This window comes from Petrotoga mexicana DSM 14811 (assembly GCF_002895565.1).
Lineage (GTDB): Bacteria > Thermotogota > Thermotogae > Petrotogales > Petrotogaceae > Petrotoga > Petrotoga mexicana.
In genome coordinates this window covers 20,879-36,255 of the sequence record NZ_AZRN01000034.1, presented here as the reverse complement: position 1 = coordinate 36,255, position 15,377 = coordinate 20,879, and the positions used below count along the sequence as shown (strand labels likewise).

Here is a 15,377-nt window from a genome sequence, read left to right as displayed (position 1 = left end):
GAGTGGAAATGATCTTTGGACTTGATATAGGTACAAGGACTCTTGTAGGGACATTGGCAGAATATGATGAAGAAACAGAAAATATAATAATCAAGCATTTTGCAGAAGTTGAGCACGAAAATAGAGCGATGCTTGACGGACAAATTCATGATGTCAACAAGGTTGCAAAAGGTGTATTCAAAATAAAGAAAACACTGGAGGAGGAAAGTTTCATCAATCTTTCCGAAGTTGCCATCGCTATAGCTGGTAGGTTTCTTATCTCTTCAATTGGCTCATACAGCCTTGATATTTCAACTCATGGTTATTTAGACAGTGAAACAATCAAAAAGATGGAACTCGAAGCCGTTAAAGTGTCTACAGAAAAATTAAACTACTCCCAAGAAATGTACTGCGTAGGATACTCCATACTCTACTACAGTCTTGATAATCAATGGATTAAACATCTAGAAGGGCAAAGAGGTAATCAAGCAAAAGTAAAAGTTTTGGCAGCTTATCTACCAAAAAATGTTGTAGAAGCTATGATGTCTGTATTGGATAAAGTTGGATTAAAACCAATCCATGTCACATTGGAACCGATAGCCGCCACAAGTTTAGTTGTGCCTGAGGACTTGCGAAACCTGAATGTTGCGATGGTAGATGTAGGAGCAGGAACAAGCGACATATCCATATCAAATAAAGGGGTAATAACAGGCTATGGAATGGTACCCTTAGCTGGGGATGAGATAACAGATACTATCTCTCAACAACTATTGGTGGATTTCAAAACCGCTGAAAAGATAAAAAAACAATTATCTCAAAACGATGAAATTACATACAACGATATTCTGGATAATGCACAAATTGTAAGAAAAGAAGAGATAATCAAGATAATAACCCCTGTTATAGACACCATAACGGATAAAATAGCTAAAGAAATATTAAATCTAAATGGGAAACCTCCTGTTGCTGTGATGGTAGTAGGTGGTGGAGGAAAAGTACCAACTTTCACCGAAAAATTAGCCGGCAAACTTGGACTTTCCAAAGAAAGGGTATCTTTAAAAACTACCAAAAACTTGGAGAATATCATTTTTGAATCAAAAAGAATGGAAGGTAGTGAATACATAACCCCTTTAGGTATAGTAAATGTCGCACTGAAAAAACAGGGTAGTGTATTCAATACCATTAAAATAAACGGAAGAAATGTAAATATGTTAATCATAGGTAAAGACATGAACGTTTTACAGGCGTTACTACAATCAGGTTATTCTCTAGACAAATTGGTTGGACTGCCATCCCCTGCGATAGCTTTCGAACTGAACGAAAAATTACAGATAAAAAAGGGAAATATGGGCGAAAAGGCAAAAATAACAGTAAACGGAGTATCGGCGGATATACATTCTCCCATTAAACCAGGAGATCACATTGAAATAGAAGAACCTAAAAATGGCAAACCTGTCAATTTAAAATTGAAAGACGTGATTCAACCCATTGAATTTTACTTAAATGGAGAACCCAAAACCACTTATCCTGTAGTAATAAAAAATGGTGAAAAAATAGAAAGCTTAGAAGAAGAGATCAAAGATGGAGATAAAATATTTACTTCACCTCCAAAAATAGAAGATGTATTTAAAGAGTACAACGAGAAAATTTTCTTCACAATAAATAACCTTCCATATGAAGTCCCTGTGGGTACGATTATCATGAAAGACGAAGAAATCTTAGATAAAGATTATCAAATAAAAAATGGAGATCTTCTAAAAACAAAGGCGGTAAAGCTTCCTAAGATAAAAGAATTCTTGGATATCGAAACCGAAAAGATGAAAGTATTTTTAAACGGGAAAGAGGTTCATTTAAACAAAGAAGAAATAATCGCATCCTATGATGGAAAAATAATTGACATAGAAGAAGAAGTGAGCAATGGAGCAAATTACTCGATTAAAAAGGTAAAAAAGGATGTTCAATTAATAGATGTATTTTCTCATCTTTCCATAAACATGGAAGAAATTCAATCTTATGAAATTTACTTAAATGACCAAAAAGTCGAAAGCTTTCTACAAAAGATCGAACCAGGTGCGAATGTGAGGTTGTTAATCAATGATCAGAGGAATAGGAGTTGACATCGTAAAAGTCGACAGGATCAACGAAAAAAACGTCCAAAAAATTCTCTCTCAAAAAGAAAAAGAAATATACGATACGTTTAAAGGGCAAAAAAGAAAAAAAGAATATGCAGCGGGTCGTTTTGCAGTAAAAGAATCTTTAATAAAATGTTTCAAAAGGTTTATCCCTTACTCACAAATTACCGTTCTAAACAAACAAAGTGGAGAACCCTATTTAGATGAAGAATCGGTGAAATATCTATTCGAAAAGTTTGGAGGTAACGGAACGATACACATATCTATAGCCCATGAAAGAGAGTTTGCCGTAGCAACAGCGGTTGTGATAGATGAAGACTAAAGGGGGATTGTAATTTGGACATACCAAAAAACATAAAAGAACGATACGAAAAGTTAAAAGCAGAAATAGAAGAACATAACTACCGATACTACGTATTGGCTGATCCCATTATCTCGGATCAGGAATACGATAAGCTATTTAAAGAATTAGTAGAGCTCGAAAAGAAATATCCCGAATTGAAAACACCCGATTCTCCCACTCAAAGGATCGGTGGGATAGTTGTTGAGGGATTCAATAAAGTAAACCATTCCATACCGATGTTATCCTTAGATAACACCTACAACGAAGAAGAAATCTTAGATTTTCACAAAAGGGTTTTAAAGAACTTGAACTTAACCCATGTTGAGTACTTCTGTGAACTAAAGATAGATGGAGTATCGGTAGCTTTAAAGTACACCGATGGAGTATTAACTCAAGCTATAACCAGGGGTGATGGAACGACCGGAGAAGATATCACACAAAACGTAAAAACGATCCCCTCTATTCCTTTAAGATTGAGAAAAAATCTAACCATTGAAGTACGTGGAGAAATATACATGCCAAAAAAAGAATTTGTGAGAATAAATTCTGAAAGGGAAGAAAAAGGGTTACCTGTTTTCGCTAATCCTAGAAATGCCACAGCGGGCACTTTAAAACTTTTGGATAGTACTGAAGTGGCAAAAAGAAAGTTAAGCTCTTTTATGTATTACGTTATCTTCCCTCAAAATTACAACTTAGAAACTCAAGAGGAAGCAATAAATTTTCTGAAAGAAGTTGGTTTCAGAATCAATCCTAATTACAAAAAGGCCGAAGATATTGGACAAGTTATAGAATTTTGGAAAGAATGGAATCGAAGGAGAAAGGAATTAGAATACGAAGTAGATGGAATAGTAGTTAAGGTGAACAGTTTTGAATTACAGAGAGTCCTTGGTGAAACTGCCCGATCCCCACGATGGGCAATAGCTTTCAAATTTGAAGCTGAACAGAAAGAAACGAAACTAAAAGCTATAAAGCTTCAAGTTGGGAGTACAGGGATAATAACCCCCGTTGCAGAATTTGACCCCATACAACTCGAAGGAACAACGGTAAAAAGGGCAAGTCTACACAACTTTGATTATATAAAAGAAAGAGATATAAGGGAAGGCGATTACGTATTAATTGAAAAAGCAGGTGGCATAATACCACAAGTTATAGGCCCTATTAAAGAAAAAAGAACTGGGGAAGAAAAAATAATCCAAACCCCTGAAAAATGCCCTGTATGCGGTGGAAAAGTTGGAAAAATAAAAGCTTCCGAAGTGGCAATAAGATGTTTGAATCCCTCTTGTCCAGAAAAGCTTTTAAGAACGTTGGAAAATTTTGTTTCAAGAAACGCAATGAATATCCAAGGACTTGGCCCAAAGATATTAAAAAGAATGGTAGATGCAGGTTTAGTTAAAGATGTGGCAGATCTTTATTATTTAAACGAACAAAAAATTAGAAGCTTAGGAGAAGGTATAGGAGACAAAACGGTAGAAAATATATTGACACAAATAGAGCAATCCAAAAATAGAGAATTGTACAGATTAATTAACGCTCTTGGGATACCAAATGTTGGTTTAAAAACGGCGAAAGACCTTGCTAATCATTTTAAAAATTTAGACAGTTTAATAGACGCAAAATTCGATGAACTTGTAGAAATAGAGGGTATTGGTGAAGATATAGCAAATGCAATTATAAAGTTTTTTTCACAGGAAGAAGTTAAAAAGATCATTAAAAAATTAAAAGATGCCGGGGTCAACATAGGCAAAAAAGAAGAAGAAAAATCAGAAGGGCCTTTAAAAGGTTTAATTATATGTCAAACCGGCGCACTTTCTAAAATGACAAGGCAAGAATTTGCCGAATACGTTGAATCTAAAGGTGGTACCTTCTCTGAAAACGTGACGAAGAAAACAAATATCCTAGTCGTTGGAGAAAACCCTGGTTCTAAACTAGATAAAGCTCAAAGTTACGGAATTACTATAATGAGTGAAGAAGACTTCTTTGATGAATATGGAGAAAGTTAGAAAAATAGTTACGCTTCAAACATTAGTACTTATCTTCATTCTTTTTAATACGAAGGGCTTCTCTGAAATAACTACAAACGAAGTTTATCTACTATCTTCAATATACGCAGGTAAAGATTTTACAAACATAACACCTTACCCAATAAATTCAAATGATGAGTTTGAAGTTTACCCTGGTTTCTTTTACAAATCTTTTGATCCCCTGTGGTTGATTGGTGGAATATTTGAAACCAATTGGTCAGATTTGGAAAGAGGGGTATATCTATCTGACTCATTACCTTATGTTACTGGGTTCATGGGGGGATACGATGCAGGAAGTATGAGAATTGTATCAGCCATGTACTTCTTTGACCCTTACTTAACTGAGGAAGAGTTAGAAAGGCAAAAAGATACCTCTTTTGATGGTAATTCTGATAGATCTGGATTGGAAGATTTTGGGTATTGTGATCCTTCAAAAACCTTGTTCATACACAGATTAGAATTTAATCTTTTCGATAGAGTTAGGCTTTCTTTGAACGAATTGAATTTGATCGGTGGAAAATACCCTGACCTTTCTGATGCTAACCCTTTTGGTATAGCTCATAATAACTTAGGTGAAGGATTCTCAAATAATATGTTGGGAGTAGATGCTTCTATCATTCCTACCAACGGTTGGCAAATATATGGACAATTCGCGATGGACGATTTTGTAGTACCCGATACTGAAGAGGGAGCAACAGATTACAAACCAACCGCATTTGCTTGGGGAGTAGGAACAAGATTAGTCGGCAAAACTTCTAAATATTACATATCTCCGAAAATTGAGTATTATAAGATTTACACTTGGATGTACAATCAATGGGCACCTTACTTGAAGTATACCGCCAAATACAATGAAGAAGATATTCCCATAGGCTTTGACTACGGGAACGATATGGAAGGTTACTTAATAGGATTAGATATTGCCAACGAAACAACCAGATACAAAATTACCTTCGAACACTACCTCAAAGGTGAAATAAATTTAGAAACACCCTACGATGATGAGAGAAAAGAAGATGTTGAAGGTTGGCCTGGACCATACGGAGAAACAACACCATTCATCAAAATATCCTTTTCATTTGAAGTAGGGTTTTAAAATTCTCAATACTTTAAAATTACCTTTTTATTATTAGCTTAGGTAAGTTGTATTTAATTATAAAAGACATACTAAAGGCCTTAGAGGTGGTAAAAATACCGAATTATAAATATAAAATTGGGTTGCACATATTCAGACGAGATCTTAGGTTAGAGGATAATACTTCTCTCATAGAAGCTCTTCAAAGTTGTGAAAGAGTCATACCTGCTTTTATATTCGATGACCGACAGATTAAAGACAACGATTACAAATCAGACAATGCGGTTCAATTTATGATCAACAGTCTAAAAGAACTCAATGATGAGCTACACCAATTGAACGCTAGACTATACTTTTTTGAAGGACTTACTTCTAAAGTAGTTGAAAGTTTAATCAAAACATTAGGAATAGAAGCAGTTTTTGTGAATAAAGATTACACTCCATTTAGTAAGAAAAGAGATAACGAAATAAAAGCCAATTGTGAAAAGGAAAGAGTAGATTTCAAAGAACATTTTGATGTTTTATTACATGAACCTACAGAAGTTTTGAAAGATAATGGAATGCCATATATAAAGTTCACCGATTTTTTAAAAAAATCCAAAAAAATAGATGTGCGAGAACCGCAGAAGAATAAATTTAAAAATTATTTTACAGAAGGAATTAGCTCAAGTATTGCTCTTCAGGTTGATAAATTTCCGCAAAATGAAAATTTAATATTAAAGGGTGGGCGAAAAGAAGGGTTAAGTTATATAGAGAGAATAGTCAAATTAAAAAATTACAGTGAAATTAGAAACATACCTTCAATCGATGGAACAACAAAATTATCTCCCCATCTTAAATTTGGAACAGTTTCTGTGAGAGAGGTTGATAGAAAAGTAGATAAAAACTTCGGTAATGAACACGAAATTATTACACAACTTCACTGGCGTGATTTTTTTACTCATATTCTTTATCATTTCCCTCATGTTTTAGGGAATTCCTTCAAGGAGAAATATAACCAAATACAGTGGGAAAATAATTTGGATAAATTCAAAGCTTGGTGTACAGGGAGAACAGGTTATCCTATAGTTGATGCTGGAATGAGACAACTGAATCTAACGGGATGGATGCATAACCGAGTAAGAATGATAACAGGGAGTTTTCTTGTTAAGGATTTACATATTGATTGGCGATGGGGAGAAAAATACTTTGCACAAAAATTAGTTGACTACGATCCTGCAATTAATAACGGTAATTGGCAATGGGTTGCTTCAACAGGTTGTGATGCGCAGCCTTTTTTCCGAATATTTAACCCAATTTTGCAACAGCAAAAATTTGATCCTGCATGTAATTACATAAAAACTTGGTTACCAGAATTAACCAATCTTAACTCAGAGCAAATACATACTTTGAACATTCCAAAAGACATCGATTATCCAACACCTATTGTCGATCATAAAATAGCTTCAGAAAAGGCTAAAAAACTTTATAAAATATGATCAAAAAGCGAAGTATGTTTGTTATCTGTGGATTTTAATAATACGTTTAAATATAGCGGTGCAAAAAGCACCGCCAAATATTTTTAGAAAAACAATCTACCCATTTCGTATAATTCTCGACTTATCTCTTTGTTCTTCAAAATTTCGTCCGTAAAGGGTTTTTCTACAACATTAAAACCATCCAAACCTAAAGCCACATTAGATTTTCCTTTTTTAACAGCGTCTATAGCAGAAACACCAAATTTAAAAGCCAGGTATCTATCAAAGGATGAAGGGGTTCCTCCTCTTTGTAGATAATCCAAATCAACGGTTCTACATTCAACATTTTGCAGATTAGATTTTATGTACTCTGTGATTAATTCTGCTGGTTTCATGTATTGACGAACCTTTGGATCGCCTATTATATTTTGAACCTCTTCGGGAAGTTTGACTTTTTCTTCTACTACGACTATGGAAAATCTTCTACCTGCAGAATATCTCTTTTTAATATTTTCAATCATATCTTTAGGGTCTAACTCGAACTCTGGTACTATTATATAATCAGCACCACCTGCCATTCCACCAATTGTAGCCAACCATCCTGCTTCGTCTCCACCGGTTTCTACAACTATTACCCTATGACCCGCACTAGCAGTGGAATGAAGTTTATCTAACGCATCGGTGACGATCTGTAATGCAGTTAGAAAACCTACACTAAGATCCGTCCAGTATAGATCGTTATCAACGGTAGCAGGTATTATTATCGAAGGTATGCCTTCATTTGCCAATTTTAAGGCGATATTTGCTCCAGTATGGCCTGTTAACAATATCAAACTCGTTATTTGATATCTCTCAAAGTTATTTTTTAACTTGTTCAAATCATTTGGATTAACAGTAGGATCATATTTTGAAGAGCCCAAAATTATTCCACCTTCAGGTAATTTACCTGAGACATGTTCTTTGGCCAAGATTGTTAATTTGTCTTCAACTAGACCTAGAAAACCGTCGTAAACGCCAATAACTTCGATATCCTCTTCGGCGCCTTTAACGATGAGTGCCCGGATTACGGCATTTAAACCTGGGCAATCTCCGCCTACATTTAAAACAGCAACTCTTTTCATTTTTATCTGCACCTCCAAATTTTAATTATACTAACTTCAGGAACTCTAAAACCTTGTGTTAGCGCCCCTTTGCCCCGCAGCCCGCCCATAAAGAGGATGGTATTCACACCAACCATATTAATTAAGAGTTTCACTCAAAAATTCTAATTAAGACAGGGACAATCACTATAGAAACTATAGACATGAGTTTTATTAAAATATTTATGGAAGGTCCTGCTGTATCTTTTAAAGGATCCCCCACAGTATCTCCTACAACAGAAGCTTTGTGAGCCAAAGACCCTTTTCCCCCGTATTTTCCTGTTTCTATTAACTTCTTAGCGTTATCCCAGGCACCTCCAGAGTTAGCCATGAATATAGCTAACATAACGCCTGAGCCAGTTGTTCCTGCTAACATTCCAGCAACAGCTTGCTTGCCTAATAAGAAGTAAACAATTATTGGAGCTATTACGGCGATTAAAGAAGGAAGTATCATATATTTTAGAGCACCATCGGTAGCAATCTTTACACACTTACCATAGTCTGGATCAGCTTTTCCTTCCATTAATCCAACAATTTCTTTAAACTGTCTCCTTACTTCTTCAACCATAAGGTTTGCGGCGTTACCAACTGCTTTCATCACCAAAGAGGAAAACAGAAATGGAAGCATTGCACCGATTAACAAGGCTGTAAATACATTTGCATCATTCAAATCTACTACTGAAATATTTGTTACTTGCAAATAAGAAGCGAACAAAGCGAGTGCGGTTAAAGCAGCAGATCCTATTGCAAAGCCTTTTCCCATAGCGGCTGTTGTATTTCCCACAGCATCCAACTTATCCGTTCTTTCTCGAACGTATGGATCTAAATGAGCCATTTCCGCAATTCCACCTGCATTATCGGCGATAGGGCCATATGCATCGATTGATAAACTCATACCCAGTGTTGAAAGCATTCCAACAGCTGCAATAGCTATTCCAAAAAGGCCATAAACGTAGAATGAAATTACAATAGCTGTTCCTATTAAAAGAATAGGGAAAAGCGTTGATTCCATCCCTAGGGCAAGGCCATTGATAATCAACGGAGCCGAACCTGATGGAGCACTTTTAGCAAGCTCTGTTACAGGTTTTTTTGCAGTGTAATATTCGGTGAAAACTCCTATAAGAATTCCAACTACCATACCTAAAATAACTATTAAACCTCCAGAAAAATTACCGAAGACAATTTTAGATAAGAAAAAAACTACTATCGCTTGAAGAAATGCCGTCATATATGTACCAAAGTGTAGAACCTTTTCGGGCTCAACTTCCTTTGCTTTTTTGATATAGTAATTAACAAAAATAATACCTAAAATTGATAATATCAAACCTGATGAAGCAACAAAAAAGGGGAAAATTGCCCCATTAATAGAAAAAGCTACACTGCCCAACACTGAAGCAGAAAAAATAGAGCCAACATAAGATTCGTACAGATCAGCCCCCATACCTGCAACATCTCCCACATTATCTCCGACATTGTCAGCAATAACTGCCGGATTTCTTGGATCATCTTCTGGAATATTTGCTTCAACCTTACCAACTAAGTCAGCTCCTACATCGGCAGCTTTTGTAAAAATACCCCCTCCAACTCTTGCAAAGAGTGCCACAAAAGATGCTCCCATGGCGTAGCCACTCATTAATTCAGTATTTCCTTTGCCAAGAAAAAATATACCTCCCAATCCCATTAATCCTAAAGAAGTAACAATCATTCCCATAACCGCTCCACCATTAAAAGATACAGCCAATGCATCTTTTAAATTGTTTATCGCCGCATTGGTTGTTCTAGCATTGGCTCTGGTAGCTATTGACATCCCTAAAAAACCTGATAAAACTGAAAATACCGATCCTAAAATAAAAGACAAAGCCATTTGATAAGAGCTTACAAACCACAGAAAAGCAGCGAATAAAAATATAACAACAAAAAGAATCCTATATTCTGAAAATAAAAAAGAACGAGCTCCCACTTGAATTATTTTCGAAAGTTTTTGCATTCTTTCATTCCCAGGAGATTTTTCTAAAATATTGAAAACTAAAAAAACGGTAAAAATTAATCCGATAAACCCACATATAACCGATATGATTTGAGAAATAGCACCCATACTTTCCCTCCTTTTAGAATCCAGTATACCTTCTTAAGAAGCTCTAAAGCTGTATAGATAACATCCTTTGTCCGGACCCTGATCAAGAAACAAAAGAGTTTCATCATAAGTAGTTATAGAACTTAAGTGAAAGATCTCCTTTAGTTTTTTAGATTATACCATAAAAAAACTTGACATTTTAAAATTTTTGTTGTATAATGCTTATGCAAATTAGTTGCAAAAACAAATCATTTGCATTTTGCGGTATTAACAGTTTAACGTTATTCATGTTTATCCTGAAGAGGTGAACTTTCCATGAGAAATACAAAAGCTCGCAGAGAAATTTTAGGCGTGTTAGATGAGTACGATTATCCGCTCAACGCCGAACAAATTTATGAAAAACTCAATGAAGATTATGATAAATCTACAATTTACAGAAACTTGAAAAATTATGAAGAAAACGGAGAGATTAAATCCATAGTTTTTTCTGACAAGATCAAATATTTTTTTAAGGGAGAAGGGCATTTCCATTTCATATACTGTATAAAATGCAAGAAATTTGAAAGGTTCGATCTATGTTACTCTGAACAGATGAGTAAATATATAAAAGAAAGATTGGGTTTCAAAGTTTTGACTCATACCCTTTATTTTGAAGGAATATGTAAAAAATGTCAGAAGATTACCACAGACGACCAGTATGATAATCTCGATGAGTAGAAATATTTTTAAAGTAACCAAAAATATAAAAAGTAGGTGAGAGAAGGTATGAAAAAAACGATTTTAACAACCGTTGTTTTATTAGCTTCGTTCCTAGTATTCGCTTTAAACGTTTCAACGTCGATATTACCCTATTACTATGTAAGTAAAGAAATAATACAAGAAAAAGGTCAAGTGAACCTTGTTGTTCCTCCAGGTAAGAGTCCACACACATACTCGCCAACACCAAAGGAACTAGTGCCCTTGTACGAATCTGATATTTTAATTACAAACGGTTTAGCTTTAGAAATTTTTATCTCTAATCTAACCAAGAATCTGGAAAAGCAGGGTGTGAAAATAATTGAAGTTTCCGATTTTATTCCACGTGAAGAACTTATAAGTATGAGCGGAATTGACGAAGATCATGACCATGAAGAGTTTGCATACAATCCTCACATTTGGTTAGATCCATATATTATGTATACCTACATCGTTCCAGGCTTGGCAGAGGTTTTTGGAGAATTAGACCCTGTAAATAAAGATTACTACGACAAAAACGCTGAAAGATATATAAACAGATTGATTTTGCTTGATAAATACCTTGCTGAAAAAGCGAAGGTCATCGATGGTTCAATATTTACGCTTCATAACTCCTACGATTATTTTGCAAGAAGATACAATATAAAAATTGCTGGTGTGATTCAACTCTCTCCTGGGGTCGAACCCACTCCAAAGCAGTTAGTTGAATTAACGAACGTTGCTAAAGAGAAAAATGTTAAGGCTATTTTCAATGAACCTCAACTCAGTGATAAGGCTGTGAGTGCTGTAGCTGAAAACTTGGATTTAAATATAGGAGTTTTGGACCCTTTAGGAAGTGTGGAAAGAGTATTCGATTTAGAATCTCTGTACGTATACAATTTGTTTGAAATCATACGGGTGGTGAATTATGGCTACTGATCCTTTAATATCCGTTAGAGATTTGAATTATTCAGCTGAAAACAACAATATACTGATCAATATATCTTTTGATATTTATAGAGGAGACTTTGTAGGGATAATTGGACCCAATGGAGCTGGAAAATCAACCTTAATAAAAACTCTAATTGGAGAAATCAAAGATTATACAGGAGAAATAAAGATAAATGGGAAAATAGGGTACGTTCCACAATTGGAAGAGAGGGAAAGGGATTTTCCCATCAAGGTATATGAAGTCGCCTTAATGGGTTTGTACAGTGAAGTCGGCCCCTTTAAAAGGTTTAAAGAAGAACATTATGAAAAAGTAAGACAAACCCTCAGACTTTTACAAATTGAGCATCTGTACGACAGACTAGTGGGGAAACTATCTGGAGGAGAGTACAGAAGGTTAATGGTGGCAAGGGCTTTGGTTTCCGATCCTGATATATTAATGCTGGACGAACCTGAAGCCAATATCGATAAAGAAGGGCAAAATATACTGTATGGAACTCTTAGAGATCTAAAGCAAAATAGCGATATGAGTATAATTATAATAAGTCACGATTTGAACATGATTTTCAAAGAAACGAACAAAATTATGTGCATGAACAAAACACTACACTGCCATAAAAGTACCGCTGATCTTGATATCAATGATTTGCGATCTTTGTACTCTAAAGACTTTGAACTATTTATTCACATCAATGAAAAGATGAAGGTGGTTAGTAATAGAGATGATTGATATTCTAAGTTATCCTTTTATGAGATACGCCTTAATTGGTGCTATTCTCTCAGGTTTTGGTAGCGCGTTGCTATCAAATTTCATAGTCCTAAAAAAGATGGAGTTTATTGGAAACGGAGCTGCCCATGTGGCGTTTGGTGCTATAGCTTTTGCTCTTTACTTTGGATTGAATATGAACCTATTGTCTATAATAGTTGCCATTATATTTGCAATAACTATACACCAACTAGGTAAAAAAGAAAGAGTGCAAGAAAATAGTGTTATAGGGATGCTCTTATCTCTTTCTATGGCTATAGGTATAATTTTACTTTCATTCAAAAAAGGATACGTCCCCGAAATCGATAGTTTCCTATTTGGAGACGTATTAATGATAACTCAAGAAGACTTGATTTTATTGGGAATTTTTGACTTACTTATTCTTTTTATAGTTATTTTTTTAAATAAAGAACTTAAATATTATTCATTCAATCAAAGATTAAGTAAAATATTTGGGGTTCCCACAAACATAATAAACTTGTTGTTTTTAACAATTACATCCGTTACCATAGTTGTTTCCGTTAAAATAATAGGGATCATACTAATAACGGCTCTACTTATAACCCCTGGTGTTATAGCGAAGCTTTATGCAAAAAGTATAAACCAAATGTTGATAATATCCGTAATAGTCGGTGTTTTCTCATCTGTTTTGGGTATTTTTTTATCTTATTACTTAAACGTTCCATCAGGCCCAATGATAGTCCTGACAATGTTTCTAATATTTCTAATTGCATATCTTTTAAGAAAAACGGTTCTTAAGTCTTTTGCTCAGTAGATACTTTTTAATTTTTGCTTTAAGTCACAACTTGCACTATAAAGAAAATATTCTGCTCTTTTTAAAAACTGTTGAGAGAGCAGAATATTTTTTTCTTTCAACTAGTTAATATCTTATTTTAAACGCTTATCAATTGTTCCATCCGGTAGCATATTGTCCGGATGGTACTTACCTGTTTCTTCCATTTGATAGCGTACGCAACTTTTGTAGTCACCATGACAATAATTTTCTATCCACTTTTTATCTAATTTACCCTCATCATAATATCTCTTCATTGGACAAACGATATACCATTTACAAGTCATAATAATATTCTCCTCGTTTTTTAGAGCTTCTACACTGCCTTCATTATGTAGTCTAGTTATACTGTATTCAGTATCTGTTCAAAGAATTTGAGTGGCTCTTTTCTCAGCTGGTATCACTCCTTATGTATTTTTTACACTCCTATATTGTATGATACCATATTATTTAATCTTTTCTTTTAAGAAAAACTGTTCTTAAGTCATTTATTCAGTAAGCACTTTCGGTTGCAGGCTCTTTTTTGTATTTTCTGATTTTAAAGCTAAAAATTGAAAAGAAAATTAGTGCAGCTATTATTCCTATAATATTTGATAATAAAGGATTCAATTGAAACCCCTCCGGTGCTTGGAATATGTAAGCAACTGTAACTGCTGACATAAACACTGCAGGTCCAGTTGCAATCCAATGGAATTTTTTATTCATTGCAAGGAAAGATGCAGATGCCCATAAGACGATCATAGCAAGTGTCTGGTTGGACCATGAGAAGTATCTCCAAATTATAGAGAAATCTATTTTTGTTAGGATAAATCCAAGAGTGAGTAAGGGAATAGCAAGGGATAATCTGCTTACAGTTTTTTTCTGACTCCATTTGAAGCTATCTGCAACTGTAAGTCTTGCACTTCTAAATGCTGTATCTCCTGAGGTTATTGGAGCCGCTATCACGCCTAAAACTGCTAGTATTCCACCTATTTTTCCCATCAATGTATTAGAAATTTCATTTACTACAAGGGCAGGTCCACCAGTATTCAAAACATTTCCTAGAGCTTGGTAATCTCCATAAAAAGACATTGCAGCAGCAGCCCATATCATAGCTATTACACCTTCGGCTATCATGGCGCCGTAAAAGATTTTTCTTCCTTGTTTTTCGCTAGTAATTGTTCTTGCCATTAAAGGAGATTGAGTTGCGTGGAAGCCTGAGATTGCTCCACAACTGATCGTGATAAAAAGCATAGGGAAAGCATTTAGTGAGTTAGGATGCATATTTTGTAAGCTCATTTCGGGTAATTCATATCCTTGAAAAATCAAACTCAAGGCAATGCCTACAGCCATTATCATTAGGGCAACACCGAAAATTGGATATACTCTACCAATTAATTTGTCGATTGGTAAAATCGTTGATAAAAAATAATAAAATAATATAAAGAGCGATATAATACCCACATTCCATCCTGTTAAATTACCTAACAGATCTGCAGGACCTGTTACAAAGACCGTTCCAACTAAAATCAGTAGTACTACCGTAAATATTCTCATTACCTGTTTTATAAAATTTCCTAAATATGTACCTACTATTTCTGAGGCGCTTGCCCCGTTAAGTCGTTCAGATAACATTCCTGAAAAGAAATCGTGTACTCCTCCTGCAAAAATGCTTCCAAAAACTATCCACAAATATGCCATTGGGCCCCATAAAGCTCCTGAAATAGCTCCAAATATTGGACCCAATCCAGCTATATTCAAAAACTGGATTAAGAAAATTTTCCATCCTTTCATAGGTACATAATCTACTCCATCTTCCATTGTTATAGCTGGTGTTTTCCGACTTTCGGAAATTCCAAATATCTTTTCGACAACTTTTGAGTACACTAAGTAGCCTAACAATAAAAGAGCTAACCCACTAAAAAAAGTAATCATCAAAAATCCCTCCTTTGAAATG

Annotated in this window: 13 protein-coding genes; 9 read left to right on the top strand and 4 right to left on the bottom strand. The window is 34.8% G+C overall.

Annotation, left to right across the window (positions count from 1 at the left end; all coding sequences use genetic code 11):
* Positions 1-8 precede the first annotated feature (8 nt).
* The 5 genes from pilM (at position 9) to X927_RS08000 (ending at position 7,028) form a co-directional block, all read left to right on the top strand.
* Entirely contained in the window at positions 9-2,096 is a 2,088-nt protein-coding gene (pilM, locus tag X927_RS08020) for a pilus assembly protein PilM (RefSeq protein WP_103077561.1), read from the top strand.
* Complete coding sequence (gene acpS, locus X927_RS08015) at positions 2,074-2,433, top strand: holo-ACP synthase (RefSeq protein WP_012208822.1); 360 nt, start codon at positions 2,074-2,076, stop codon at positions 2,431-2,433. Before pilM ends, acpS begins: the two co-directional genes overlap by 23 nt.
* A 14-nt stretch (positions 2,434-2,447) precedes the next feature.
* On the top strand, positions 2,448-4,454 hold the full coding sequence (gene ligA / locus X927_RS08010; protein ID WP_103077560.1) for an NAD-dependent DNA ligase LigA: 2,007 nt from the start codon (positions 2,448-2,450) through the stop codon (positions 4,452-4,454).
* Entirely contained in the window at positions 4,432-5,571 is a 1,140-nt protein-coding gene (locus X927_RS08005) for a hypothetical protein (RefSeq protein ID WP_146026599.1), read from the top strand. Before ligA ends, X927_RS08005 begins: the two co-directional genes overlap by 23 nt.
* 86 nt (positions 5,572-5,657) lie before the next feature.
* Positions 5,658-7,028: a cryptochrome/photolyase family protein gene (locus X927_RS08000; RefSeq protein ID WP_245855509.1), complete on the top strand. Its 1,371-nt coding sequence runs from the start codon at positions 5,658-5,660 to the stop codon at positions 7,026-7,028.
* Positions 7,029-7,111: 83 nt separating this feature from the next.
* Here the strand turns inward: X927_RS08000 and X927_RS07995 are convergent, their stop codons facing one another.
* Positions 7,112-8,128 (bottom strand): 6-phosphofructokinase, encoded by a 1,017-nt coding sequence (locus tag X927_RS07995; RefSeq protein ID WP_103077558.1) that lies wholly within the window; start codon positions 8,126-8,128, stop codon positions 7,112-7,114.
* Positions 8,129-8,258: 130 nt separating this feature from the next.
* Positions 8,259-10,241, bottom strand: coding sequence for a sodium-translocating pyrophosphatase (locus X927_RS07990; RefSeq protein ID WP_103077557.1), 1,983 nt, complete (start codon positions 10,239-10,241; stop codon positions 8,259-8,261).
* 294 nt (positions 10,242-10,535) lie between these two features.
* On the opposite strand from X927_RS07990, the gene X927_RS07985 reads away from it, so the two are divergent.
* The 4 genes from X927_RS07985 to X927_RS07970 are packed head-to-tail and all read left to right on the top strand — an operon-like array spanning position 10,536 to position 13,423.
* On the top strand, positions 10,536-10,937 hold the full coding sequence (locus X927_RS07985; RefSeq protein ID WP_103077556.1) for a Fur family transcriptional regulator: 402 nt from the start codon (positions 10,536-10,538) through the stop codon (positions 10,935-10,937).
* A 48-nt stretch (positions 10,938-10,985) separates the two neighbouring features.
* Positions 10,986-11,873, top strand: a complete 888-nt coding sequence (locus X927_RS07980; protein ID WP_103077555.1) for a metal ABC transporter substrate-binding protein — start codon at positions 10,986-10,988, stop codon at positions 11,871-11,873.
* Positions 11,863-12,612: a metal ABC transporter ATP-binding protein gene (locus X927_RS07975; RefSeq protein ID WP_103077554.1), complete on the top strand. Its 750-nt coding sequence runs from the start codon at positions 11,863-11,865 to the stop codon at positions 12,610-12,612. Before X927_RS07980 ends, X927_RS07975 begins: the two co-directional genes overlap by 11 nt.
* Positions 12,605-13,423 carry a metal ABC transporter permease gene (locus X927_RS07970; RefSeq protein WP_103077553.1) on the top strand — a complete coding sequence of 273 codons (819 nt, stop codon included), beginning with the start codon at positions 12,605-12,607 and terminating at the stop codon, positions 13,421-13,423. The genes X927_RS07975 and X927_RS07970 overlap by 8 nt, the downstream gene beginning before the upstream one ends.
* Before the next feature lie 113 nt (positions 13,424-13,536).
* On the opposite strand, the gene X927_RS07965 is transcribed toward X927_RS07970, so the two are convergent.
* Together X927_RS07965 and X927_RS07960 are read right to left on the bottom strand one after the other, a co-directional pair.
* Positions 13,537-13,728, bottom strand: a complete 192-nt coding sequence (locus X927_RS07965; RefSeq protein ID WP_103077552.1) for a uracil-DNA glycosylase — start codon at positions 13,726-13,728, stop codon at positions 13,537-13,539.
* 205 nt (positions 13,729-13,933) lie between these two features.
* Positions 13,934-15,355 carry a carbon starvation CstA family protein gene (locus X927_RS07960; protein WP_103077551.1) on the bottom strand — a complete coding sequence of 474 codons (1,422 nt, stop codon included), beginning with the start codon at positions 15,353-15,355 and terminating at the stop codon, positions 13,934-13,936.
* Between the last annotated feature and the right edge of the window lie 22 nt (positions 15,356-15,377).